Source organism: Fulvivirga lutea (assembly GCF_017068455.1).
GTDB lineage: Bacteria > Bacteroidota > Bacteroidia > Cytophagales > Cyclobacteriaceae > Fulvivirga > Fulvivirga lutea.
The window spans coordinates 2,992,393-3,016,172 of sequence record NZ_CP070608.1 but is presented as its reverse complement, the minus strand read 5'-3'; the positions used below and the strand labels follow the sequence as shown (position 1 = coordinate 3,016,172).

The following is a 23,780-nucleotide window of genomic DNA, read 5'->3' as shown; positions in this document are numbered from 1 at the left end:
CAGCGAAATATGCGAAAGTTTAAACTAAACATTGGAAACAAAATTTTTGGAGGTTTCCTAATCCTAATAATCTTATTTGTGCTTAATGCCGCTGTAATATTTATTACTGGTAATGGTATAGATCAGGTTGTAAAGAAGTCTTCAGAAATAATAAGACCAAGTAAAGAAGCAATTAGCGACTTTAAACTGCTTGTAACACGCTCAAAAATGCTAAGTATTAACTGGGTGTATGTGCAGTATAATGTTGATGATAAGGAAGCACTTAAGGTGTTGCACTCTCAGGATTATCCAGCTTTAAAAGATCGTATAGAAGATCTTCAAAAATCATGGGAAATCGACAGTCAAAGATATTTAATGGATACCGTCAAAGCGGAATTTGAAGCTCTTCTTGAAATTGAAAAGGACATTATGAGTCAGCTCGTAACCTTTGAGAATTACGAAGACCCGCTAGTGAAGTTATTAGCAGAAGATGCCATCGAAAGTCAGGTTATACCAATGACAGCATCAATTATTGAAAAGCTTGATAAAGTGGCTCAAATGCAGCAAGAAGTGACGCAAGAGTCTGACGAGGCTTTGACTGATGCTACAGTTCGGCTGAGGAGTATCACCATTATACTTGGAGCTATTATCATACTTATTGGCCTGCTTAGCGCCTACTTTATGGCTAGATCTATTACCAACCCAATCAATTATATTAAAGATGTGGTTGTTAAGCTTGGTAAAGGTGAGCTTGTGGAAGATCAGGGCAAGAAATTTAACAATGATGAAATTGGTGAAATGGCCATTGCCATGGATAATCTAATTCAAGGTCTAAGGTCTACCACCATATTTGCTGAGAACATAGGTAATGGAAAATACGATTCTGAATTTAAGCCATTGAGTGATCATGATGTGTTGGGTAATGCGCTTCTTGAAATGCGCAGTAACCTAGCAAGAGTAGCTGAAGAAGATAAAAAACGTAACTGGTCTACAGAAGGGTTGGCCAAATTTGGAGATATCCTACGTAGAAATAATGATAACATTGAAAAGCTTTGCGATGATATCATCAGAAACCTGGTAACCTACATGGGTTGTAACCAAGGAGGAATTTATATTATTGACGACTCAGAAAGTGGCGAACCATTTATGACATTAATGGCTTGCTATGCCTGGGATAAGAAAAAATACATTGATCAAAAGATACATAAGGGAGAAGGCCTTTCCGGTCAGGTATGGCAGGAAATGGATACAATCTATCTAACTGAAGTTCCTGACAACTACATTAGAATCACATCAGGGCTAGGGGACGCGAATCCTAAGAGTGTACTAATCGTGCCATTAAAAGTGAACGAAGAGATTTATGGTGTGGTTGAAATAGCTTCTTTTAAAATGTTTGAAGACTATGAAATTGAGTTTGTTCAAAAAATCGCAGAGAGTATAGCTTCTACAGTTTCTTCTGTTAAAATCAATGCTACTACTCAAAAGCTGTTAGAAGAGTCGCAAGAAATGACCGAGCAGATGAGATCTCAGGAAGAGGAGATGCGCCAGAATATGGAAGAGTTGCAAGCCACTCAGGAAGAGATGCAACGTGGACAATCTGAAGCAGAATCTACGATGGAAGCTATTAACAGTTCAGTGGCCATTATTGAGTTTGATGAGCATGGAACAATACTTAATGCCAATCAGAACTTCCTGGATTTAACGGGTTATTTCAAAGATGAGATTCAAGGCGAAAGTCATAGAATTTTTGTTAATAAAGACGATAAAGCAAGCGATGAGTACAGACAGTTCTGGAAAGATCTGGCTGCCGGAAGGTCTAAAACGGGCGAATTCAGTCGTTTAGGAAAAGGCGGTAAGGTTGTATGGCTGGCTGAGAATTACGCTCCTATAAAAGGCAGAGATGGCAGTATTAACAAAGTAATGCTGGTAGCTATGGATATCAGCAAGTTTAAAGGGTAAGTATACCAAGCTGAAATTAATTTGGCATTATAATCAAAAAGCGAATTGGCTAGACCGATTCGCTTTTTGTCATTTTAGAGATTTTTTGATTCAGTTCCTTTGAGTTCAAAGCCAAATCATGAACGCCTAATTCTTTGAGCAATACTTTATGCTTAGGGGTAATATGTTTGCCACCACAGAAGCCAATCACAGTCATTCCGGCTTCTAATGCTGCAGTACAACCGCTGATGCTGTCTTCAATTACTAAGCAGTCCTGCGGCTTCAATTCCAGCTTTTTGGATGCATAAAGGTAAACCTCAGGGCTAGGCTTAGGCATACTTACCTGAGACGATGAAAATTGAAAGAGAAATTGCTCTGATAATTCAACACTTTCAACGGCATGCTTTATTTGGCTTAAGCCACTATTTGACACCACAGATTTTGGAAGTTCTATCGACTTCACTACTTCAACAATGCCATCAACCGGCCTAATGTCGCTATAAACACGCTCCTCCACATTCTTTATGAGCATATCAATATCCACTCGCTGATCAATCTTAAATTGCTCAAATATATGTCTGAAGGTTTTGCCTGTATAATTAGCTAAATAGTGTTTTACAGTTATGGACAAACCAAAAGTGCTTAATACCGGGGCCATTACTTCAGCAGCAACAATTTCGCTATCTACAAGCACACCATCACAGTCAAAAATAATATGTTTGAACTTCATTGGGTTGTCTGATTGATGTACAATGATAATTTTTTACTCACAGCTATTCTACTATTTTTAGCTAAATTGCGAGCTTAATGAGTAATAAATGCCTGTAAAATTTAAAGACCTAAACCTTGAAGACAAATTGGTGGAAGGTATTGAAGCCATGGGCTTCAAAGAAACTACACCTGTTCAAGAACAAACAATCCCGTTAATTTTAGAAGGAAGGGACCTAATTGCATCAGCACAAACCGGCACAGGAAAAACTGCTGCCTTTTTATTGCCGGTTATAAACAAGATTATGAACCTGCCGCATGATGAATTTGTAAAGGCACTAATTATTGTGCCCACACGGGAACTGGCCACGCAAATAGATCAGCAGCTGGAAGGTTTATCTTATTATACATCTATAAGTTCATTGGCGGTATATGGTGGTGGAGATGGTTCTGAATTTTCTCAGGAAAAGAAAGCACTGATGAATGGGGCTGATATTATAATAGGCACGCCTGGTAGACTAATTGCACATTTAAATATGGGCTATGTTAAGTGGGATAAGTTAGGGTTCTTAATCCTTGATGAAGCCGACAGAATGTTGGATATGGGCTTTAATGAAGATATCATGAAAATTGTGAATAAGCTTCCGAAAGAACGCCAGAGCCTCATGTTTTCAGCAACAATGCCAAACAAAATACGGGATTTGGCACGTAAGCTATTAAAGAACGATCCGGCTGAAATTAACATAGCCATTTCAAAACCAGCAGAAAGGGTGGTTCAGGTTGCTTTTTCAGTGTATGATACCCAAAAGATTGAATTGGTGAAGCATTTATTGAAAGCTAAAAAACTTCAAAGTGTCATTATTTTTTGCAGCACAAAATCGAGTGCTAAAGCCTTAAATAGAGAATTAAAGAAGCATGACATTGCATCTGAAGAGATTCATTCAGATTTAGATCAAAAGGAAAGAGAAAATGTTTTGAGGAGCTTCAAAAATAAAAAATTGAATGTGCTGGTAGCTACCGATATTTTATCCAGAGGGATAGATGTTGAAGATATTGAATTGGTAATTAATTATGATGTGCCTAATGAAGGCGAAGATTATATTCACCGAATTGGTCGAACAGCGAGAGCAGCTTCTAAGGGCGCTGCATTTACATTTGTCAATGAGAAAGAACAAAGAAAATTCTACCAGATAGAGGAATTATTGGGCGATCCGGTACCAAAAGCAAAGTTGCCTGCACATCTTGGCGAAGGCCCTGTCTATGACCCATCGAAGTTTACAAGATCCTCTAATCGAAAATCGAAAAGTAGAAATAGTAAAAGGAACTAGTACTGCTGATAGAACTGATTTAATGCCGGCACTAGCTGATCATAAATAGGCTTGGTAAATTCTATAAAAAGCACTTGTGGTGCTGGGGGCGGAACATCATAAGCTGCGCAAATAGCTAGTTGTTCATCGGTAAGAGCGCGTTCATCACCGTTAAAATTTCCCCATTGGGTAAACCAAATAAACTCACCAGTGAACTTTCTATGTGTTAATACTGCCTTCGAATGAGCATCAACTGCTCTCATACTAAATAAACCTCTGGATTTCACCTCTTTTCTATTGACGGTAAGTTTTGCTTTCACTGTTCCATAGACATTCACTTCTTTGCCATCTCTCACTTTTGTTTTACCTACTACAACACTATCTCTTGTAAATGTTTCTGTAATTCGCTCTATGTGAGTTTCACCAACAACAAAATCATCAAACTGTAGCCTCAGATATTGATCTACATAAGGTAAATCTTCAGCATCAGCCTCCGCTTGAGTGTAGAATCGTACAAATTCATTACTTCGGTATTGGGAGTGTAAGTATTCTTCCACTTTATCCTGAAAAAAATCGGCACTAAGGCTGTAAATAGAAGGAACTGGTATTTGTTCGACAATTACTTTTAACGTTGCTGTGAATTTGGCTTCGTCCATTTTACTTCTAACATCTTTGAAGCCGGGCACAAATGAGTCTACATCTCTAAAATGGTAATACGCCTGTTTGGCATCTTCACGTGTATTATTGCTCAAATAATTCATGCCTATAGCATAACTTTCTTCAGCTGCCTTTTCTTTTAGATCAGCTACTTCGGCAAAATAGTTTTTAGGGTTGGAAATTACTTTTCTGGCAGCGGGAGAAGCTTTGATGTTTTGATGTAGATTATTAATGGCCTCGTATGCCTGCAGCTTCTTTTTGTATTTATACTGATCGTTGCTGATCATAGCTTGTTGCGCATTATCTTCCAACGTTTGAATAGCTAGAGGATAACTTTTTCTCAATATTTCTTTCGATTTTTTGTGATTAGGTTTCTGCCTTAATCGATTGATAGCTTTTACACAGGCTTCGTAATAACTGCCTCGTTCGAAAGCTTTTTTTCCTGATGTACAAGCAGAAAAAAGTAATGGAATAGATAAAATGATGAGTAATAGTAATGCTCTCATAAACTATAATTTAGGGCACAATTAACAGAATTGATACCAAAAATAATAATTGTAAATAGGTTAAAATTGACTTTCGAATTGCGAAAGTGCCTTTAAGGCCTGAGCTCTTACTTTATTTTTAATGATAGGAGTGAACCCTAATAGTAGGCCGACAGGACCGAGTGCCATTTGTGCCCATTTCCACATGCTAAAAGAATCTCTATGGTCAATAATTAGCCCATCCTTAAATTTAAAATTGGCTTTAATTCTGTTTTTAACTAGTCTACCGGTTTTAGAAAAATGATAATCTGCTTCCCAATTGCAGCTTCCGACAGAGTCAGAAGCATTGACATTAGAGTATCTTATTTTGAGTTCTGAATCACCTTGCTTCAAAAGCATTCGCCACATGTTTGACGCGTGTTGCTCTTTTAATTCTCCAAATACAGGGTCTTCGAAAGTTATATCCTCGTGATAGCAGCTGGCCATGGTTTCAGCATCTCTGTTTTGAAATGCCTCGTAAAACTTAGTAATTAATTGGATATTGGACTCCTGGCTCATAATTAAAGATAGTTAATCGGGCATCAATATAAGACCCTGAACTTGATGGTATGCTCAATTTGTCGCAATTCTCTGATGAGCTCATTATCATATTCCTTATCGATATCTGTAATCACATAACCGATGGTTTCATTAGTCTTTAAGTATTGCCCCACAATATTGATCGCATGATCAGCTAACACGTTATTAATTTTCGCCAGAATACCCGGCATATTGTGGTGAATATGAATTAATCGATGAGCATTTTGTAGCTTGGGCAACTGAAGGTTAGGAAAGTTAACGCTATTGGTTGTTCCACCTGTATTGATGTAATCCATAATTTTATTTGGAACAAAAGCTGCAATGTTTTCTTGCGCTTCCATGGTGCTACCACCAATATGCGGAGTTAGAATGGTATTAGGTAAACCACGCAATTCAGACATGAACTCTTCGTCATTACTTTTTGGTTCTTCAGGGAATACATCAACGGCACAACCAGCCACTTTACCACTTTCTACATTTGCTTTTAAAGCTTGTAAATCAACCACATGGCCACGACTTAGGTTAATAAAAATTACCCCATCTTTCATGAGATTGAACTCGTTAGCACCTATGATATCCTGATTCTCCTTTCTTCCATCAACATGTAGCGAAACGATATCGGATCTTTTGAGTAGGTCTTCTAAAGAATCGCACTTCGTAGCATTACCCAATGCCAGTTTCTCTTCTACATCGTAATACAGTACATTTAAACCTAATGACTCTGCCAAAACAGAAAGCTGTGCACCAATATTACCATAGCCAATGATGCCAAGGCTTTTACCTCTTATTTCAAAACTTCCTTTCGCTGATTTATCCCATTGGCCTTCGTGCATAGCCGCAGAGCGATCAAAAAGCTTTCGCATGAGCACGATTATTTCTGCAATGGCTATTTCAACAACAGATCGTGTATTACTAAATGGAGCATTAAATACTGCTATTCCTTTTTTAAGACATTCTTCCAGATCAATTTGATTAGTGCCAATGCAAAATGCACCTATGGAAATTAAGCGTTTGGCATTATCCAATACTTTTTTTGTAACCTGCGTTTTAGAGCGGATACCGAGAATAGATACGTTTTTAATCTTTTTAACCAGCTCGTCTTCATCAAGTCCGGCAGGGTAAACTTCTACGTTATAACCTTCATACTTCATTAATTCTATGGCCTTGGGATGAACACCCTCAAGGAGAAGTACATTAATTCTGTTCTTAGGATAAGATATTGCTGTGTTCAAGTTATTAAGATATAAGAATTCATCCAGGCTTGGGGCAACATGATCCGCTTTTTCTGTAACGTTATTTCTTTCTACATTTTCTGTGAAAGCATAAAACTTATTGGCAAGCCCGGCTGCTTTAATTTCATAATCGGTATAGCCATCACCAATGACATAAATATCTCCTTTTAATTCAAGTGACCGAAGCTGCTCTACTTTTCCATTATTCGATGAGAGTACATTGTCTTTATTAAAGCCTACAATGTTTCCGGCTGAATCGAACTCAAAATCATTCGCATAAACATTTTCCGGTTGTATATGGTATTCACTAACAATGGGTACGATAAAATCTTTAAACCCATTAGACATAATGAACACATTATCAGCATGAGCTTTAAAAAAGTCAGTGTTTCTTTGAAAGGATTTCGAAACCAACTTACGCAACTCTTCTATTAGCTTGGGTAAATGGCTTTTGTGTGCCTGAAGTATTTCAATTCTTTGTTCCAGAGATTCACGAAACGAGAAAGAACCATTCATTCCCTGGTCCGTAATGCTTTTGATTTTTTCTAAACGTTCTTTTTTATCGGGAGCATCTTTTAGGGAAATCTCCCCAAGAATATCTAAGGCTTCAACTTGTGTGAAGGTGCTATCAAAATCGATTATAAAGTATTTCTTATTTCCTTTGCTCATCTTTCAAACCGTATCAAGCGAAATAAGCAGATTAATTCATCTTAATAAAGCTTATTGAAGATTAAATTATGTGAGTAAGTTTTGCAATCGTTTGCTTACTCGCCTGATCCTGACGCATAATTATTTCATGTTTATGTAACCTTAGGTTTTATGATTCGTTATACTTTGGTATTCTATGTATATAGAAAAACAAAACTATGATTTCAAAGAACCTAACAGCAGCATCAACCAAGCCCATTATTCTTGGAATACTTAAACAAGGAAATAGTTATGGGTATCTGATAATTAAAAAAATTAAAGAGCTTTCTGATGGCAAGATGAAGTATTCCGATGGTATGCTTTATCCGGTATTGCACAGATTAGAAAAGGATGGTTTAATCGTTTCTCATTGGACTGTAAAGGATGATGCGAGACCTAGAAAATACTATGAAATAACCGAAGCAGGAAAGCAGGAACTCATTGCAGAACAAGAACAATGGTCACAAGTCAACTCGGTACTTAATGCCATTTGGGGTACAGCAACAAAATGATTCAGTAGCAATGCAATTAACTAATACAAACAGATTATTAATCACCGCGCTATTTTTTCTAGTAGCATTGGCGGTTATCCTTTATGAACATTTTAATGGTGGAGTAGCATCACACTACTTTTTGCATGATAAGAATATGCCAAAGTTGTCTAATTGGTGGAGCTTGTTAACTCTGCCTCTAGCAGCATGGACAGGACTCATTTTCATTAGCAAGAAGACACCTGTTACAAAGCAAGTTTACATTGGGTTTATTGGAGGTTTGTTATTTGGTTTACTCATAACAGTATTGTTCTATACTATTCCAGATTTAACTTCTTACGGTTTACTTCTAACCTTCGGTATTGCGTTATTTATCCCTCTTTACACAGTGGAGTATTATCTTGGGTTTGTCTTAAGTATGATTGTTGGATTTGGAGGTGTATTGCCAGTTGTTATAGGCCTAGTTCTATTAGTTATATACGCCATTGAGTATCATTTTATTAGAAGGTTATTCCTCTCACTTATAAGCAAATTCTGATATGTTTCATCTAGAAAGATCTATACAAAAATGGCTAAAGCAATTCCGAAAACATCGTGCTTTCGATCATGGTCATATTCGAGAAATGGAATTGCATATTAAAGATCATATTGATGATTTAATTGCAGAAGGCCTTACGGAGGAAGAAGCTTTTAATACGGCTGTTCAAGAATTTGGCGAAATACCAACTATGGCAGACGAAGAATTTACTACTCAACAAGTTCGATCAAACATTCCACTTACTATGTATAGAAATTACATCAAAATTGCGCTTAGAAGCGTTACAAAACAGCCATTTTTTAGCTTTCTCAATGTGATGGGGCTTGCGATTGGTATGGCGGGTGCAATACTTATTGCGCTATATCTTTATGAAGAGCTTGGGTATGATCGCATGTTCACCCAATCTGAGTTAATCTATCGAGTAAATATTGATAATAAAACAGCTGGTGAGGTTACTAAATATGCCTCTGTATCTGCTCCTTTGGCAGATGTTTTAAGGACTGATTTTCCTTATCAACAGCTAGTTACCAGATTTAGAGAAGTTGATCCTATTCTAATTAAAAAGGAAGGGGCTGAGTCAAACGCTAAAATAGACAAAGTCACAGCTGTTGATGAAACGTTCTTTGAAATGTTTGGTCTATCACTGATAATTGGAAATGAAGAAGATGCGCTACTTAAACCATTTTCTCTGGTTCTAACGCGTACAATGGCTGAAAAATATTTTGGATCGTCTAATGATGCAATGAATCAGTCAATGATTATAGATGATGGCGAGAGTTATGTTATTACTGGTATTATCGAGGATTTTCCTTCAAACAGTTTCTTAAAGAATTACAGTATGTTAATATCCTTATCAAGTTATAAGGATGCAAAAACCGAAGCTTGGAATACGTGGTATTTTCCAACATTTGTGAAATTGAATTCTACTCAAAATCAGCAAGACCTGGATGTGTTTTTAAGTGGGGTAGTGGAAGGTTATTTAATTCCTTGGGCCATGACGTTCATACCTGGGTTAACTGTGGAAAGCTCACGTAAATCCTCAGAAGAAACTGGGAATTATATGCGCTTTAGTTCCATAGCATTAACAGATATTCACTTGAACTCTCAGGACAGATCGGGAGATTTTAATGAGAATGGTGACATACGCAATATTTATATTCTTGCTATTGTAGGTCTGTTCCTAGTAGTTATGGCGGTGGTAAATTTCATGAATTTATCTACAGCTCAATCGTTAAAGCGAGCCAAAGAAGTAGGTATTCGCAAAACAGTGGGCTCTAACCGTTTCGGTTTGGTGAGGCAGTTTTTGGTGGAATCTGAATTAATAGCAAGTGTTTCAGTAATCCTGGCTTTGATTTTGGCTGTTACAATGCTGCCATTTTTTAATCAATTGGGCGGAACATCATTAACAATACCTTTTGACAGTATTTTGTTTTGGTTGATTGTGGTTTTATCCACGCTGATCTTAGGATTGTTGGCAGGGATCTATCCTGCATTAGTAATTTCCAGATTTGCTCCGATTAAAGCACTGGCTGGTAATGGTAAAGTAACAAGCTCTGGTGGATTGATGCGTAATGTATTAGTTGTTTTTCAATTTACAATTTCGGTTTGCTTTATGGTGGGTACACTTGTTGTTTATCAGCAACTGCAATACATTAAAACTAAATCTCTGGGCTATGATAAGAATCGAATTTTGGTCATTGATAATGTAAAGTCAGCTGGCAATAATTTGAATGTATTCAAACAAGAAGTTCAAACTCTTGCACGTACTGAAAATGTTTCGCTAAGCAGTTTTTTGCCTACTCCATCAGATAGAAATGGCACTACATTTTTTAAGGAGTCTTCATTAGGGCCGAGTGATGCCGTTATAATTGGCAATTGGAGAATCGATCATGATTATCTGGAAACGCTTGGACTTGAGTTGGTAGCTGGAAGAAACTTTGATCCAACTAATGCCGCTGATTCTTCAGCATTATTGATAAATGAAACATCATTATCCATGTTTGATATCAGTATTGAAGAAGCCATAGGTATGCGGGTGACAAGAGATTTTCAGAGAGAGGATAAAGAGAATATGGAGTACTATACTGTTATAGGAGTTGTTAAGGATTTTCATTTCGAATCTATGCGAAATGCTATTAATGGTCTTACTTTTCGTTTGGGGGCAGATGCCAATAAGATGATGGTGAAGCTTAAAGGTGGAGACTACCAGAAAGCTATCGAGAATATTCAGACAATATGGGAAAAGGTTAGTCCTGGTCAGCCCTTTGAGTATTATTTTATGGATGAATCATTTGATAATACTTATCGTTCGGAATTGAGACTGGGGAGTATTTTTCTGCTCTTCACTTCTCTCTCCATATTCATTGCGTGTATAGGTTTATTTGGCTTAGCGGCTTTCAACACAGAGAAAAGAACCAAAGAAATAGGAATACGAAAAGTGCTTGGGGCGGGTATAGGACAGATTTTTGTGAGATTATCAGTCGACTTTTTGAAGCTTGTAGGTATTGCACTGGTAGTAGCACTTCCCCTAAGTTGGTTGCTTATGAATAAATGGCTGCAGAATTTCTCATATCGTATAGAACTAGGTGTAGGGCTACTTATTATTTGTGCGCTTTTAGCTGCAGGAATAGCAATATTAACTGTTAGTTATCAAAGCATAAAAGCTGCTATTGTCAATCCAGTTGAAAGTCTGAAAAATGAATAGTTATGGTGTTGTAACCAATAGATTGAGATATAGCTGTTTGATGATAAAAATAGATCTCAATCTACAACATGAAGCTAATTGGTAACATTACAAAACAACTTTTGAAATGCATTAAGTTGATGATTTACTGAACAAGAGATTGTCTTTCTGTTAATAAGCAGAGGACAATGGATCTATCAGTCTGTCACCGTTAGGTATAATATTTCTTTTTCAACCAAAAAGAAACTCTTACCAATAGGATTAATGCAGGAACTTCCACCAAAGGACCAACAACACCTGCAAATGCCTGTCCGGAGTTGAGACCAAAAACAGCTATGGCAACGGCAATGGCCAATTCAAAGTTATTCCCTGCAGCGGTAAAGGCAATTGCCGCATTTTTGTCATATTCTGCACCCATTGCTTTGCTGATGAAAAACCCAATTAGGAACATCAATGCAAAATAAATTAATAGCGGAATGGCTATTCTTACAATATCCATTGGTATCTGAACGATCAGTTGACCTTTTAGAGAGAACATCACCAAAATGGTGAACAGCAACGCAATCAAAGTCATAGGTGATATTGTCGGGATAAATATTGTTTTGAACCATTCTTCACCTTTCATCTTTACTAAGACTGTCCTACTCAAAATGCCCATTAAAAAAGGTATACCCAAATAGATAGCCACACTCTCAGCAATAGTAGCTATGGAAATGTCAACGATTGCGCCTTCAAACCCAAAATAAGGAGGTAGTATGGTAATAAATATCCATGCATATAAACTATAGGCAAATACCTGGAAAATACTGTTGAGAGCCACCAACCCAGCACCGTATTCGCTACTACCTTCTGCCAGATCATTCCAAACCAACACCATGGCAATACAGCGCGCCAGGCCAATCAGAATTAGTCCCACCATATATTCGGGATAGTCTTGAAGAAATAGCACTGCCAGCGCAAACATTAACACAGGACCTATGATCCAATTGAGTAATAACGAAACGGACAGCACCTTTACATTCTTGAACACCTGTGGCAGTAGTTTGTAATTTACCTTTGCCAATGGAGGATACATCATCAAAATAAGGCCAATGGCAATAGGTATATTAGTGCTGCCAGTACTAAATGAATTAATAAAACCAGAACTCGATGGAAAAAAATAACCGATACCAACGCCAAATACCATTGCAAGGAATATCCAAAGGGTTAAGTATTTGTCTAAAAAAGAAAGTTTTTTTTGTTTATTGATCATTATTTTTCTCTGATTTTTGAGAATACATAAAACATTTCGTTAGCAATTTGTAACGAACGTTCTAAGTATTTCTCTGCCTCTTGATCAGTGCCATCAAATTCTTTTGGATCGTCATACCTTACCGGAATGCGTTGTTCAGTGCCAGGTATAAACGGGCAGTTTTCATCTGCATGGGAGCAAGTCATTACAGCCGCAAAACCTGAGTTTGGGTTGATAGGATTATCGTATACTTTTGAAAAAGCCAAGATTGGTTCTTCTGAATCACTATAATAAACTTTGTAAACGGGGTTATCAGCAACTTCTCCTTCGATTTTTAATCCCGATTTCTTCAACGCTTCAACTGCACGTTCATTAAAGGCTGTAACCTCAACACCGCCTGAATAGGTTGCTATAGATATGCCATAATAAGCAGCGGCTATCTTAGCCCAAATTTGAGATAGTTGGCTTCTGCGTGAGTTATGAGTGCAAATAAAATTTAATCGCACAGCCTCTTTCTTTGCTAATTTATTGTTGATGTAATCAATTAGTTCTTTTAAAACCGCCTTTCGGTCATTAGTTATGGAGCTTATATCTAATTGAGCAATGGTTTCTTTTAGTGGATGATACATTGTTTAAATTCCTACGATTTTACTTCTTCTTTCTAATAATATGTTGTCTATCCACTGGCCGTTCAATTGTCCAATGCGCTCTTTGTAACCTATCATTCTAAAGCCACATTTTTCGTGTAGCGCTATGCTGGCCTTGTTCATAGGAAATACGCCTGCCTGCAAAGTCCAAATGCCATTTTCCTCACTTGCGGCTATAAGCGCATTGAGCAATTGCTTGCCAATACCTTTGCCACGGGCTTGCTCAGCTAAATAAATGCTTACTTCGGCCACACCGCCATATACACATCTACTCGATACAGGTGATAGTGCAGCCCAACCTAACACCGTATTACCCTCCACAGCCACCAAACGCCCATAGGGTAGGTGGGATTTGTCCCAGTCTTCCCAACCAGGTACTTTGGTTTCAAATGTGGCAATACCAGTAGAGATACCTTGCTGGTAAATGTTAGCTACATCTGGATAATTTGATTTGGATAACGATTCTATCTGCATAAAATTAACAACAATTCCCACCGGGTGTGCAACAAGCTGCTTCTGTGGTTAATTCAGATAATCTTACTTTTGGTTTTGCTGCAGGAATGCCGCAATTGTCTTTGGCAAGGCAATCAGTTAGGGTGGTGGTTAAAAGAAAATTTTCACCATCAAAGTCCAACCCATATTTACCAATGGTAGTACCCTGATATTCTACTTCTATTTCCAAATCACCCATTTCCAATACCTTTTCAGAAAGCTCAATTATTTTTAGCAGCTTTTCAGGGTGTAATCTATGATCATAATCATTGGCTTCCCAAAGTTGAAAGTTAGCCTTTTCTTCTTTACGAACAGTACCACCACAATCGATAAAGTGCTTATTGATTTTACCTACTTCGGTAACGTGGAAATGCCCCGCAACCATAGAACCATCTGGTAATTTAAACCCTATAGTTTCAAGTGTTAAAAGTTGTTTTTTGATCTCTGAGAGTTTCATAATGTTAAATTAAATTTTAAAATCGTAATAATGCGATGAAAGAAGGCAAATTTTTTAAGTGGTTATAGTCAATGGATTTACGAATTGATTCATAATAAACTTAATAATGCCTAGATTTTTCCAATTGAGTTCTTTGTTGCTTATACCGCCATGATTGGGAAGTGATCTACAACAATTGTGATTATTGCTCATATCTGGATTTTGGTTTTTTATTTGATTCTTCATGTTAGTAATTAATATATCGTAATATTACGATGGATGTATTTAAATTTTTTTAGCAACAACCGTTGCTTGGTACATAGGCTTCAAAGAAAGAAGCAAATTGAGACTTCACCTTGTCCCACATCTCATCGTTGATGCAATAACATACACTTGGACCTTCTATAGTTCCTTTAATTATACCTGCATTTTTCAATTCTTTAAGATGCTGTGAAACGGTAGACTGTGAGAGCGGAAGTTCTTCTACAATGTCGCCACAAATACAAGATGGACTGTTAATCAAATGCTCTATGATAGCAATGCGAGCCGGATGACCCAATGCTTTTGCCAGCACAGCCATTTGATTGTGTTTAGCACTGAATTGTTCTGATTTTGAGTGTCCCATACTACCTTAATCGTAATTAGCCGATAAAAGTTTCATTCATCGTAAATTATTTCTAAATACTTTATAAGCGTTTATCAACCCATTTGTTGAACTATCATGCGTAGTAACTTCATCTTCACTTCTAAGTTCTGGCAGAATTTGCTTAGCCAATTGCTTACCTAATTCCACACCCCATTGATCAAAACTATAAATATTCCAGATAACACCTTGCACGAATATTTTGTGCTCATACATGGCAATTAAGCTTCCGAGTGTTTCGGGGGTAAGTTTCTTAAACAGAATAGAATTGGTAGGCCTATTGCCTTCAAAGACTTTAAATGGTTTTAATTGATCTGCTTCTTCTATTGATAATCCCCCTAATTCAGCTGCTACTTCATCTTCTGTTTTACCGTTCATTAATGCCTCGGTCTGGGCAAAGAAATTGGCCAAAAGTTTTTCATGATGATCGCCTAATTGATTATGACTTATCGCTGGAGCCATAAAATCGCAAGGAATGAGTTTGGTTCCCTGATGAATCAGTTGATAAAACGCATGCTGACCATTTGTGCCTGGTTCTCCCCAAATAATAGGCCCTGTTTGGTAATCAACTTTTTTACCGCCCCTGTCTACATACTTGCCATTACTCTCCATATCACCTTGCTGCATATATGCTGCAAAACGATGCATATACTGATCGTATGGTAAAAGAGCATGAGATTCGGCACCAAAGAAATTGTTATACCAAACGCCTAAAAGCGCCAAAATTACAGGTAGATTTTCCTTAAAATCTGCTTCCTTAAAATGGTTATCCATTGCATGAGCACCACTTAAAAGCTTTTCAAAGTTATCATAGCCAATGCTGCAAGCTATCGATAAGCCAATGGCCGACCACAATGAATATCTTCCTCCAACCCAATCCCAGAATTCGAACATGTTTTTAGTATCAATACCAAATTCTGCAACGGCACTGGCGTTTGTGCTAATTGCCACAAAGTGATTTTTTACGGCAGACTCAGATCCTCCATTATACAGAAACCAGTCGCGTGCGCTGTGGGCATTTGTCATTGTTTCCTGAGTTGTAAATGTCTTTGAGGCAATCATAAATAATGTGGTCTCTGCATCCACTTTTTTCAAAACTTCAGAGATATGAGTACCATCAACGTTTGATACAAAATATGTTTCTATGTGTGGAATCTTGTATGGTTTCAAAGCTTCGGTAACCATTACAGGACCTAAGTCCGAGCCGCCTATTCCTATATTTACGATGGTGTTAATGGTTTTTCCACTATAGCCTTTCCACTCACCGGAAATTATTGCTTCTGAAAATGATTTCATCTGCGCAAGTACTCGGTTAATGTCAGGCATAACGTCTTTGCCATCTATTAAAACTTTGTTGTTAGATATGTTTCTTAAAGCAGTATGTAATACAGCTCTTTTTTCAGTGGCATTAATAGGGTCACCATTAAACATGGCATGGATAGCATCTTTTAAACTACACTCATTGGCCAGTTCAACTAATAATGGAAGCGTATTTTTATCAATCCTATTTTTAGAATAGTCTAACAATATATCTTCAAACAGTACAGAAAAGTTAGAAAACCTCGCTTTATCATTCTGAAATAAATCTTTCATGTGAGTACTTGAAACTTCCTCAAAATGAGATTTCAGCTTTTTCCAGGCCTGTGTTTTTGTAGGATTGATATCTTTAAGCATAATAGTTCTAATTAAAAGAAGGCAAAACTAGAATTTTTGATTAGTGTAGGTGGTTTTGATTGAAAAAAAATTACTTAAGAAGTACTTTACCATCACGGCTCTAATATTGGCTGGTGAGGTGATATTTCTGTTACCCTTTGTTGTCACTCGAATATACAGACCTACATTCCTTGCAGTTTTTGATATCAATAACTTTGAATTAGGGTCTGCCTTTTCAGTATATGGAATTACTGCCATGATTTCTTATTTCCTGGGAGGACCAATTGCCGATCGATTTGAGTCCAGGAAACTTATTTCATTTTCATTGGTAGTTACTTCATTAGCTGGATTTATCATGGCCAAAATACCCTCATTACTCACTCTAACTATCTTATACGGCTTTTGGGGAGTAACCACTATTCTTTTGTTTTGGGCAGCATTTACAAAGGCTACACGCGTTTGGGGTGGTATTGAAGATCAGGGAAAGGCTTTTGGATTAGTTGATGGAGGTAGGGGGTTGGTTGCGGCTTTGCTAGCATCACTTTCAGTTATTATGATAGATTTCTTTATTCCGGAAAGTATTGCCGAACCATCTGTACAAGTTCTTTCAAACGCCCTTAGTAATGTTATATATGCTTTTTCCTTATTCACACTTTGCACTGCTATTATTACCTGGTTGGCAATTCCTAAGTATGAAACTGCAACTATCAAATCAACCAAGATTGATTTAGAAGGCCTTCGCTATTGTCTACGAAAAAAATCAGTATGGATTCAATCTGGAATTTTGTTGTGCGCCTATGTGGCCTATAAATGCACCGATGATTTCTCACTTTTTGCGTATGATGTACTTCATTATGATGATGTTAGCTCTGCACACATTGCCACTATCGCATTTTGGATGAGGCCAGTAGCTGCATTAGGGGCTGGTTTACTTGGCGATAAGTATCTCCATTCGAAAATAGTATCAGTCTGCTTTATGATAATTATTGCAGGTGGCTTAACCATTTACAGCGGGCTAATCAATGAAAATAATGGAGTACAAGCAGTTATTACTATTGCAGCGATAAGTGCCGGAATATTTGGGTTACGCGGCTTGTATTATGCGCTCTTTAAAGAATCGGATATTCCATTAAAGTATACAGGTAGCGCGGTAGGAGTGGTCTCTGTCATTGGTTTTACACCTGATGTTTTTTTTGGTCCTCTCATGGGCTATTTGCTAGATGAGTTTCCAGGTTCAAGGGGTCATGAATATTTATTTGGCCTGCTGGCAATAATAGGAATGATTGGTATTATTGCTTCTTATTTTTTTACTCAGATAAAAAATAATATTTCCAATAGTTACGAATGATAAGTTAGAAAACCATGACCTATATAATTGATCATAAAGAACAGATAATTGAAAGCCTCATTCTTGTATTATTATACTTTGTATTACGCTTAGTTAGCAATAAAATAATTAATAGCGTAGGACTAAAATTTGCCTATCCGCGTGTTCGTGTTCAAATGCTGAGCAAAATCATCAACTCTATTTTATTTTACATTACTGCAGGAATTGTCCTTTTCATTTGGGGTGTAGATCAGAACAAAATAGTTTATTATACCACATCATTGTTAGCAATTATTGGTATTGCCTTTTTTGCCCAATGGTCTATCATTTCTAATATTACTTCAACAATAATTGTTTATTTCAGTCACCCTGTAAAAGTGGGTGATACAATATCCGTTTTGGATAAGGACTATCATATATCCGGTAGAATTATGGATATAAGCATTTTCTTTTTAACAATAAAAACGATAGATGGTGAGGAAATAACTATGCCTAGTAACATATTTATGCAGAAGATGATTAAAAAAGATCGCACGGCAATAAACAAGGGTGATAAATAAAGACGAGAAGTTTCAGAGACCTTTAATCAAAACTAATAAGGTGGTAAAGGCTATAGATTGCTCTTGCTATTTAAAACGTTTACTGTAAGCATTAGGAATAAAAAAAAGCAGCTGTTAAGCTGCTTTTAGTAGCGAGAGGGGGAATTGAACCCCCGACCTCAGGGTTATGAATCCTGCGCTCTAACCATCTGAGCTACCTCGCCATAATTTCTCTAACTATTTTACGGAAGAACTTTTACCCCCGTCCGCCAACTGGCGGATATGAATCCTGCACTCTAATGCTGACGTTACGTTCAGCATCGTGACAAGCTTTGCTTCGTCAACGACCATCTGTCCCGATAGCTATCGGGAACCTCGCCATTTGTTAAATGGAGCGCAAACTTAATAAGTTTGTGTTTTAATTACCAACCCCTTCATAATTTTTATTTTGTGTTGGCACTTTCATAAAAATGGTATAACTTAAGCAGCGATGAGTAAGTTTTTATATACTGGTGATTTTGAGATCAATGCATCCAAACCGATGCTGTATCCATACCTAAATTCAGCAAGTGGTTTAGCCCAATGGTTTGCAGATGATGTAACCATCGATGAAGATAAAGTATACAACTTTATTTGGGATGATGAAGACCACAAAGCCAAAATGGTTTCGCACAGAACGAATCACTACGTTAAGTTCGAGTTTCTTCCAGAGACTCCTGAAGATGAAGAAGACCCTGCTTACTTTGAAATAAGATTGGAATTGAATGAAATAACGCAATCCGTTTTTATTAAAATCACCGATTATTCTGAGATGGAAGATGTAGAAGAGTTGACTGATTTATGGCAGGGACTCATCGATAATTTAAAAGAAACCGTAGGCGGTTAATCAATCTCTATTTTATTACTTAATTTTGGCCTTCTTTTTGCTCAATGAGGCTCAATGAAGCGCATAGATAAGTTAATCATATCGTCATTTTTAGGTCCGTTTATCCTGACTTTTGTTGTGGTAGTGTTTATTCTGCTCACCCAACACATGCTCAAATACTTCGATGACATTGTTGGCAAAGACTTGGGTTGGGATGTTTTGGCTCAGCTACTGTTCTATTTTGCGGTGTTTATGACACCAATAGCAATTCCCCTTGCTGTTTTATTATCATCATTAATGACATTTGGTAATCTAGGGGAACACTTCGAACTAACAGCCATCAAAAGTGCCGGTATTTCATTACTTAGGGCACTTTTCCCCATTTTTATTTTTGTATTGGGTCTATCTGTAGTTGCATTTTATTCTAATAACTACTTCGTTCCAAAGGCTGCACTTGAGGCCTACAGCTTGTTATACGACATCAAGCAAAAGAAACCAGCCTTAGATTTAAAGCAGGGAGCATTTTATAATGGTATCCCTGATTTTAGTATTAAAGTAGAGAAGAAGAGTGATGATGGAAAGACCATTGAGGATATCATCATGTATGATCATCGAAACTCGGTCGGCAACAAGAAAGTAATTCTGGCAGACTCAGGATTAATGTACACCATTAACAATGATCGTTACCTGAAATTGGAGCTTTTCAGAGGGAATTTTTATTTCGAAGATTACAAAGAAACGGCTAAATCAAGGTCTGATGAAACAATGGCAAGAAGTAGCTTTGAACGTAGTGAGTATGTATTAGATCTATCATCTTTTGGTCTCGATAGAACAGATAAAAGCCTGTTTGAGGGTAACCGTATAATGCGCAATATGAGTCAACTCACTAATGATGTAGATTCTGTTCAACGCGGCATTTATGAAACAAAACTAAAAGTATTTGAAGAACCTAAATTCACTTTCTTTTATCACTTAAGGAACGACACAATTCCGCTTACTGATGACCTGAAGGCTGCTCAGGAAAAGTTAAATGCATATAAAAGAGAGTTAGAGGTACAAGATTCTCTTGCCAAAGCCAGCCGTGAACTGGTAAAGCAAGACTCCATAAAAACTAAGAACAACAAAGTAGAAGAGGAGAGTAAAGAAAAGACACCTGATGTGGTTCAGAAGCAGAATAAAGAAAAACAGGTTGAACCTAATACTGTGGCTAAAGTGAAGGAGGGTAAACCAACAGCCTCTAAAGAGAGTAGTAAGACGTCTTCTGAAACGGAAAACAATAAAAAATTGCTCACAAGAGAAAGTGCGAAAGTAGTTACACCTGAAAAGCAAGAGTTGAATGTTGAAGGTGCAAATTTAAAAGAGCTTAGAAGAAAGAAAAAAGCTTTAGCACCAGTAACTAAAGATACAACCACTATTAAACCTGCACCTAAACCCAAAAAGAAAGAAAGATCAAAAAGTAATACAATTGTTAAGCGCAACGAGCAAAATAAAAATAAGAGGCAGAGAAGAGTGCCTCCTGTGCCAGTCCAAACAGTTACTCCACAAGTTAAAAAGGATATCAATGATACCCTTAACCACGAGGAAATAGTTAAGTATGTAGAAACTGAATTGAGCGAACCTTCCATGCGTACCGTTCAAACAACATTGAATAATGTGCGACAGGCAAGGGCCAAGATACAAGCACATAATACAACATTAGAAAGGCAGGTATACGATCAAAACGTTTTTGCGATACAGTATCATAAGATATTAGCCAATTCTGTAGCGTGTATCATCATGTTTTTAATCGGTGCTCCGTTAGGTGCAATTATTAAAAGAGGTGGATTGGGTATGCCTGTTTTATTGTCGATTATCTTTTTTATTATTTTTTATGTGATTTCAATGACTGGTGAAAAGTATGCTAAACAGGATTTAGTTGATCCATTCGTGGCAATCTGGTCTGCAAACTTTATTCTTTTACCTGTTGGGTTATTGTTTTTACGTCAGGCCCGAAACGATGCCCGATTGTTTGAAGCAGACTTCTACAATGTTGTTTTCGATAAATTCAAACAATGGTTCAGTAAGAACAAAGACAAAAAAGAAATTACATCTAAATAATTGCTACTTATTAAGTTTAATGTTACTTTTGCGGCTTAATTTTTAAGAAACTAAACTTTTGCTAGTCATGTATTTATCTAAAGAGAACAAAGAAAAGGTTTTCGAGAATCATGGTCGGTTAAAGTCTAAGAGTGATACTGGTTCACCAGAATCGCAAATAGCACTTTTTACCCACCGTATCACTCACCTTACAAACCACATGAAATCTAATAAAAAAGACTACTCTACACAGCAGGGTCTTTTAAGATTGGTTGGTAAGAGAAGAAAATTGCTCAACTATCTTCACAAAACTGATATCGAAAGATACAGAGCTATAATAGCTGAATTGAACTTGAGAAAATAATAAAAAGGGAACCCTCGGGTTCCTTTTTTTCATTATGGTTAGTTTTAACCATTCAACAGAAATTTTTTAACAATAAATATATATGCAGATTATTAACAAAACAATTAACCTACCTGATGGGAGAACCATCACCATTGAAACTGGTAAGTTAGCTAAGCAAGCTGACGGTTCAGTTGTAGTAAGAATGGGTAATACCATGCTTCTTGCAACAGTGGTGGCCAACAAAGAGGCCAAAGAAGGTGTGGATTTTTTACCTCTATCAGTAGATTACCAAGAGAAGTTTGCTTCAACTGGTAAAATCCCTGGAGGATTTCTTAAGAGAGAGAGTAGATTATCTGATTATGAAATTTTAATTAGCCGATTGGTTGACAGAGCTATCAGACCAATGTTTCCAGATGATTATCATGCTGACATTCAGATCATGATTTCATTAATTTCAGGAGACGAAGATTCTCTTCCCGATTCGTTAGCGGCATTAGCTGCTTCTTCTGCGCTTGCAGTTTCAGATATTCCGTTCAACGGACCTATTTCTGAAGTACGTGTAGCTAGAGTCAATGGAGAGTGGTTAGTTAATCCAACAAAGTCTCAAAAGGAAGATGCCGATATGGATTTGATCGTTGCTGCCAGCATCGATAATATCTTGATGGTAGAAGGTGAGATGAAAGAAGCTTCTGAAGATGATATGCTAGAGGCTATCAAAATAGCTCATGATGCAATCAAAGAACAATGCAAAGTTCAAATTGAACTTGAAAAAGAAGCTGGAAAAACAGAAAAGAGAGAGTATTCTCATGAAACTAATGATGAGGAACTTGAAAAAAGAATGAACTCTGAGCTATATGACAAGGTTTATGCTGTAGCTGCAAAACAGATAACTGATAAATCAATCAGATCAGAATCATTCTCAAAAATAAAAGAAGAGTTTGTAGAAAGCTTAGGTGAAGAACATGAATATGATTCTACCCTGATTTCGAAATACTATAAATCTATACAGAAGAAAGCTTGTAGAGACCTAGTATTGAACGAGAAGAAAAGATTAGATGGTAGAAAAATGAACGAAATCAGACCTATCTGGTCAGAAGTTGATTATTTGCCAAGCGCACACGGTTCTTCTGTATTTACAAGAGGTGAAACACAATCTTTAAGTACTGTTACATTAGGTACTAAGCTTGATGAGCAACTTATTGATGGAGCCATGTACTCTGGCACTAACAAATTCATGCTTCATTATAACTTCCCTGGTTTCTCAACTGGTGAAGTAAGACCAAACAGAGGACCAGGTAGAAGAGAAGTTGGTCATGGTAATTTAGCTTGGAGAGCGTTAAAAGATATGCTTCCTGAAGAAAATCCATATACAATCAGAATTGTTTCTGATATCTTGGAATCTAATGGTTCTTCATCAATGGCCACTGTGTGTGCTGGTTCATTAGCATTGATGGATGCGGGTATTCAAATAAAAGCTCCTGTATCAGGTATTGCAATGGGTATGATCTCTGATGGTAAAAACCATGCAATTCTATCTGATATTTTAGGTGATGAAGATCACCTGGGTGATATGGACTTTAAAGTTACAGGTACTGAGAAAGGTATTACTGCTACTCAAATGGATATTAAAGTAGATGGTTTATCATACGAAGTATTAAAAGAGGCATTAGAGCAAGCTAAAGAAGGCAGACTTCACATATTGAATGAAATGAAGAAAACCATTGCCGCGCCTAAAGCTGATCTTAAGCCTAATGCTCCAAGATCTGTAAAGTTGACTATTGATAAGGATCTTATTGGTGCAGTTATCGGACCTGGTGGAAAAATTATCCAGCAGATACAGAAAGATACTGGTGCAACTGTAGTTATCGAAGAAGTTGATAACCATGGTGAGGTAAGCATTTTTGCTGTTGATCAGGAATCTATGGACGGTGCATTAGCCAAAATAAAAGCTATCGTAGCTCAGCCAGAAGTTGGTGAAGTGTATGATGGTGTTGTAAAATCAATTATGCCTTTTGGTGCATTTGTTGAGTTTATGCCAGGTAAAGATGGTCTTCTACATATCTCCGAAATTAAGTGGGAACGTGTTGAGAAAATGGATGGCGTAATGGAAGTTGGAGAGAATGTGAAGGTGAAGTTGATAGAAATCGATAAAAAAACTGGCAAATTCCGTCTTTCACGAAAGGTATTATTGCCAAAACCTGAAAAGAAAGAAGAAACAGCAAGTAAGGAATAATTAAATAT

General features: G+C 37.1%; 21 protein-coding genes and 1 tRNA gene. 11 read left to right on the top strand and 11 right to left on the bottom strand.

The features are described 5' to 3' along the window. Positions 1-9 precede the first annotated feature (9 nt). Entirely contained in the window at positions 10-1,938 is a 1,929-nt protein-coding gene (locus JR347_RS13505) for a PAS domain S-box protein (RefSeq protein WP_205721120.1), read from the top strand. Positions 1,939-1,987: 49 nt separating this feature from the next. On the opposite strand, the gene JR347_RS13500 is transcribed toward JR347_RS13505, so the two are convergent. Then, positions 1,988-2,647, bottom strand: a complete 660-nt coding sequence (locus JR347_RS13500; RefSeq protein WP_205721119.1) for an HAD family hydrolase — start codon at positions 2,645-2,647, stop codon at positions 1,988-1,990. A gap of 88 nt (positions 2,648-2,735) precedes the next feature. Between JR347_RS13500 and JR347_RS13495 the strand changes: the two genes are divergently transcribed. After that, positions 2,736-3,953: a DEAD/DEAH box helicase gene (locus JR347_RS13495; protein WP_205721118.1), complete on the top strand. Its 1,218-nt coding sequence runs from the start codon at positions 2,736-2,738 to the stop codon at positions 3,951-3,953. On the opposite strand, the gene JR347_RS13490 is transcribed toward JR347_RS13495, so the two are convergent. Genes JR347_RS13490 through serA form a run of 3 tightly spaced genes read right to left on the bottom strand, consistent with a single transcriptional unit; the run spans position 3,950 to position 7,554 of the window. After that, a complete protein-coding gene (locus JR347_RS13490; RefSeq protein WP_205721117.1) occupies positions 3,950-5,095 on the bottom strand; it encodes a hypothetical protein in 1,146 nt (381 codons plus the stop codon). The genes JR347_RS13495 and JR347_RS13490 overlap by 4 nt on opposite strands. Before the next feature lie 60 nt (positions 5,096-5,155). Further along, positions 5,156-5,632, bottom strand: a complete 477-nt coding sequence (locus JR347_RS13485; protein ID WP_205721116.1) for a nuclear transport factor 2 family protein — start codon at positions 5,630-5,632, stop codon at positions 5,156-5,158. A 23-nt stretch (positions 5,633-5,655) separates the two neighbouring features. Next, positions 5,656-7,554 carry a phosphoglycerate dehydrogenase gene (gene serA / locus JR347_RS13480; protein ID WP_205721115.1) on the bottom strand — a complete coding sequence of 633 codons (1,899 nt, stop codon included), beginning with the start codon at positions 7,552-7,554 and terminating at the stop codon, positions 5,656-5,658. 197 nt (positions 7,555-7,751) lie between these two features. On the opposite strand from serA, the gene JR347_RS13475 reads away from it, so the two are divergent. From JR347_RS13475 to JR347_RS13465, 3 genes are read left to right on the top strand one after another with little or no spacing between them, the layout of a single operon-like run. Then, positions 7,752-8,084, top strand: a complete 333-nt coding sequence (locus JR347_RS13475; RefSeq protein ID WP_205721114.1) for a PadR family transcriptional regulator — start codon at positions 7,752-7,754, stop codon at positions 8,082-8,084. 10 nt (positions 8,085-8,094) lie between these two features. Then, positions 8,095-8,601, top strand: a complete 507-nt coding sequence (locus JR347_RS13470) for a hypothetical protein (RefSeq protein ID WP_205721113.1) — start codon at positions 8,095-8,097, stop codon at positions 8,599-8,601. 1 nt (position 8,602) lies between these two features. Further along, positions 8,603-11,305, top strand: a complete 2,703-nt coding sequence (locus tag JR347_RS13465) for an ABC transporter permease (RefSeq protein WP_235689677.1) — start codon at positions 8,603-8,605, stop codon at positions 11,303-11,305. Positions 11,306-11,495: 190 nt separating this feature from the next. On the opposite strand, the gene arsB is transcribed toward JR347_RS13465, so the two are convergent. The 6 genes from arsB to pgi all read right to left on the bottom strand — a co-directional run bounded on the left by arsB (position 11,496) and on the right by pgi (position 16,407). Next, entirely contained in the window at positions 11,496-12,536 is a 1,041-nt protein-coding gene (gene arsB, locus JR347_RS13460; RefSeq protein WP_205721112.1) for an ACR3 family arsenite efflux transporter, read from the bottom strand. Beyond that, positions 12,536-13,144 carry an arsenate reductase/protein-tyrosine-phosphatase family protein gene (locus JR347_RS13455; protein WP_205721111.1) on the bottom strand — a complete coding sequence of 203 codons (609 nt, stop codon included), beginning with the start codon at positions 13,142-13,144 and terminating at the stop codon, positions 12,536-12,538. Before JR347_RS13455 ends, arsB begins: the two co-directional genes overlap by 1 nt. Before the next feature lie 3 nt (positions 13,145-13,147). After that, positions 13,148-13,636 carry a GNAT family N-acetyltransferase gene (locus JR347_RS13450; protein ID WP_205721110.1) on the bottom strand — a complete coding sequence of 163 codons (489 nt, stop codon included), beginning with the start codon at positions 13,634-13,636 and terminating at the stop codon, positions 13,148-13,150. Between the two features lie 4 nt (positions 13,637-13,640). Then, on the bottom strand, positions 13,641-14,111 hold the full coding sequence (locus JR347_RS13445) for a DUF6428 family protein (RefSeq protein WP_205721109.1): 471 nt from the start codon (positions 14,109-14,111) through the stop codon (positions 13,641-13,643). 274 nt (positions 14,112-14,385) lie between these two features. Then, on the bottom strand, positions 14,386-14,715 hold the full coding sequence (locus JR347_RS13440) for an ArsR/SmtB family transcription factor (RefSeq protein WP_205721108.1): 330 nt from the start codon (positions 14,713-14,715) through the stop codon (positions 14,386-14,388). Between the two features lie 36 nt (positions 14,716-14,751). Beyond that, positions 14,752-16,407 carry a glucose-6-phosphate isomerase gene (pgi, locus tag JR347_RS13435; RefSeq protein WP_205721107.1) on the bottom strand — a complete coding sequence of 552 codons (1,656 nt, stop codon included), beginning with the start codon at positions 16,405-16,407 and terminating at the stop codon, positions 14,752-14,754. A gap of 55 nt (positions 16,408-16,462) precedes the next feature. Here pgi and JR347_RS13430 point away from each other — a divergent pair, with 55 nt between their 5' ends. Both JR347_RS13430 and JR347_RS13425 read left to right on the top strand, forming a co-directional pair. Next, positions 16,463-17,734, top strand: coding sequence for an MFS transporter (locus JR347_RS13430; RefSeq protein ID WP_205721106.1), 1,272 nt, complete (start codon positions 16,463-16,465; stop codon positions 17,732-17,734). Positions 17,735-17,748: 14 nt separating this feature from the next. Next, positions 17,749-18,273 carry a mechanosensitive ion channel domain-containing protein gene (locus tag JR347_RS13425; protein ID WP_205721105.1) on the top strand — a complete coding sequence of 175 codons (525 nt, stop codon included), beginning with the start codon at positions 17,749-17,751 and terminating at the stop codon, positions 18,271-18,273. 129 nt (positions 18,274-18,402) lie between these two features. Here the strand turns inward: JR347_RS13425 and JR347_RS13420 are convergent. Next, positions 18,403-18,476: transfer RNA gene (locus tag JR347_RS13420), tRNA-Met, on the bottom strand. Positions 18,477-18,742: 266 nt separating this feature from the next. On the opposite strand from JR347_RS13420, the gene JR347_RS13415 reads away from it, so the two are divergent. The 4 genes from JR347_RS13415 (at position 18,743) to pnp (ending at position 23,772) form a co-directional block, all read left to right on the top strand. Continuing rightward, positions 18,743-19,138, top strand: coding sequence for an START-like domain-containing protein (locus tag JR347_RS13415; RefSeq protein ID WP_235689676.1), 396 nt, complete (start codon positions 18,743-18,745; stop codon positions 19,136-19,138). A gap of 54 nt (positions 19,139-19,192) precedes the next feature. Beyond that, entirely contained in the window at positions 19,193-21,214 is a 2,022-nt protein-coding gene (locus tag JR347_RS13410; protein WP_205721104.1) for an LptF/LptG family permease, read from the top strand. A 67-nt stretch (positions 21,215-21,281) separates the two neighbouring features. Then, a complete protein-coding gene (gene rpsO / locus JR347_RS13405; protein WP_205721103.1) occupies positions 21,282-21,557 on the top strand; it encodes a 30S ribosomal protein S15 in 276 nt (91 codons plus the stop codon). Positions 21,558-21,639: 82 nt separating this feature from the next. Continuing rightward, entirely contained in the window at positions 21,640-23,772 is a 2,133-nt protein-coding gene (gene pnp / locus JR347_RS13400) for a polyribonucleotide nucleotidyltransferase (protein WP_394369424.1), read from the top strand. Positions 23,773-23,780: the final 8 nt, after the last annotated feature.

Bases quoted from the DNA above. Each gene is read 5' to 3' on its own strand.
- JR347_RS13505 (WP_205721120.1), top strand. From the start codon at position 10: ATGCGAAAGTTTAAACTAAACATTGGAAACAAAATTTTTGGAGGTTTC.
- JR347_RS13500 (WP_205721119.1), bottom strand. From the start codon at position 2,647: ATGAAGTTCAAACATATTATTTTTGACTGTGATGGTGTGCTTGTAGAT.
- JR347_RS13495 (WP_205721118.1), top strand. From the start codon at position 2,736: ATGCCTGTAAAATTTAAAGACCTAAACCTTGAAGACAAATTGGTGGAA.
- JR347_RS13490 (WP_205721117.1), bottom strand. From the start codon at position 5,095: ATGAGAGCATTACTATTACTCATCATTTTATCTATTCCATTACTTTTT.
- JR347_RS13485 (WP_205721116.1), bottom strand. From the start codon at position 5,632: ATGAGCCAGGAGTCCAATATCCAATTAATTACTAAGTTTTACGAGGCA.
- serA (WP_205721115.1), bottom strand. From the start codon at position 7,554: ATGAGCAAAGGAAATAAGAAATACTTTATAATCGATTTTGATAGCACC.
- JR347_RS13475 (WP_205721114.1), top strand. From the start codon at position 7,752: ATGATTTCAAAGAACCTAACAGCAGCATCAACCAAGCCCATTATTCTT.
- JR347_RS13470 (WP_205721113.1), top strand. From the start codon at position 8,095: ATGCAATTAACTAATACAAACAGATTATTAATCACCGCGCTATTTTTT.
- JR347_RS13465 (WP_235689677.1), top strand. From the start codon at position 8,603: ATGTTTCATCTAGAAAGATCTATACAAAAATGGCTAAAGCAATTCCGA.
- arsB (WP_205721112.1), bottom strand. From the start codon at position 12,536: ATGATCAATAAACAAAAAAAACTTTCTTTTTTAGACAAATACTTAACC.
- JR347_RS13455 (WP_205721111.1), bottom strand. From the start codon at position 13,144: ATGTATCATCCACTAAAAGAAACCATTGCTCAATTAGATATAAGCTCC.
- JR347_RS13450 (WP_205721110.1), bottom strand. From the start codon at position 13,636: ATGCAGATAGAATCGTTATCCAAATCAAATTATCCAGATGTAGCTAAC.
- JR347_RS13445 (WP_205721109.1), bottom strand. From the start codon at position 14,111: ATGAAACTCTCAGAGATCAAAAAACAACTTTTAACACTTGAAACTATA.
- JR347_RS13440 (WP_205721108.1), bottom strand. From the start codon at position 14,715: ATGGGACACTCAAAATCAGAACAATTCAGTGCTAAACACAATCAAATG.
- pgi (WP_205721107.1), bottom strand. From the start codon at position 16,407: ATGCTTAAAGATATCAATCCTACAAAAACACAGGCCTGGAAAAAGCTG.
- JR347_RS13425 (WP_205721105.1), top strand. From the start codon at position 17,749: ATGACCTATATAATTGATCATAAAGAACAGATAATTGAAAGCCTCATT.
- JR347_RS13415 (WP_235689676.1), top strand. From the start codon at position 18,743: ATGAGTAAGTTTTTATATACTGGTGATTTTGAGATCAATGCATCCAAA.
- JR347_RS13410 (WP_205721104.1), top strand. From the start codon at position 19,193: ATGAAGCGCATAGATAAGTTAATCATATCGTCATTTTTAGGTCCGTTT.
- rpsO (WP_205721103.1), top strand. From the start codon at position 21,282: ATGTATTTATCTAAAGAGAACAAAGAAAAGGTTTTCGAGAATCATGGT.
- pnp (WP_394369424.1), top strand. From the start codon at position 21,640: ATGCAGATTATTAACAAAACAATTAACCTACCTGATGGGAGAACCATC.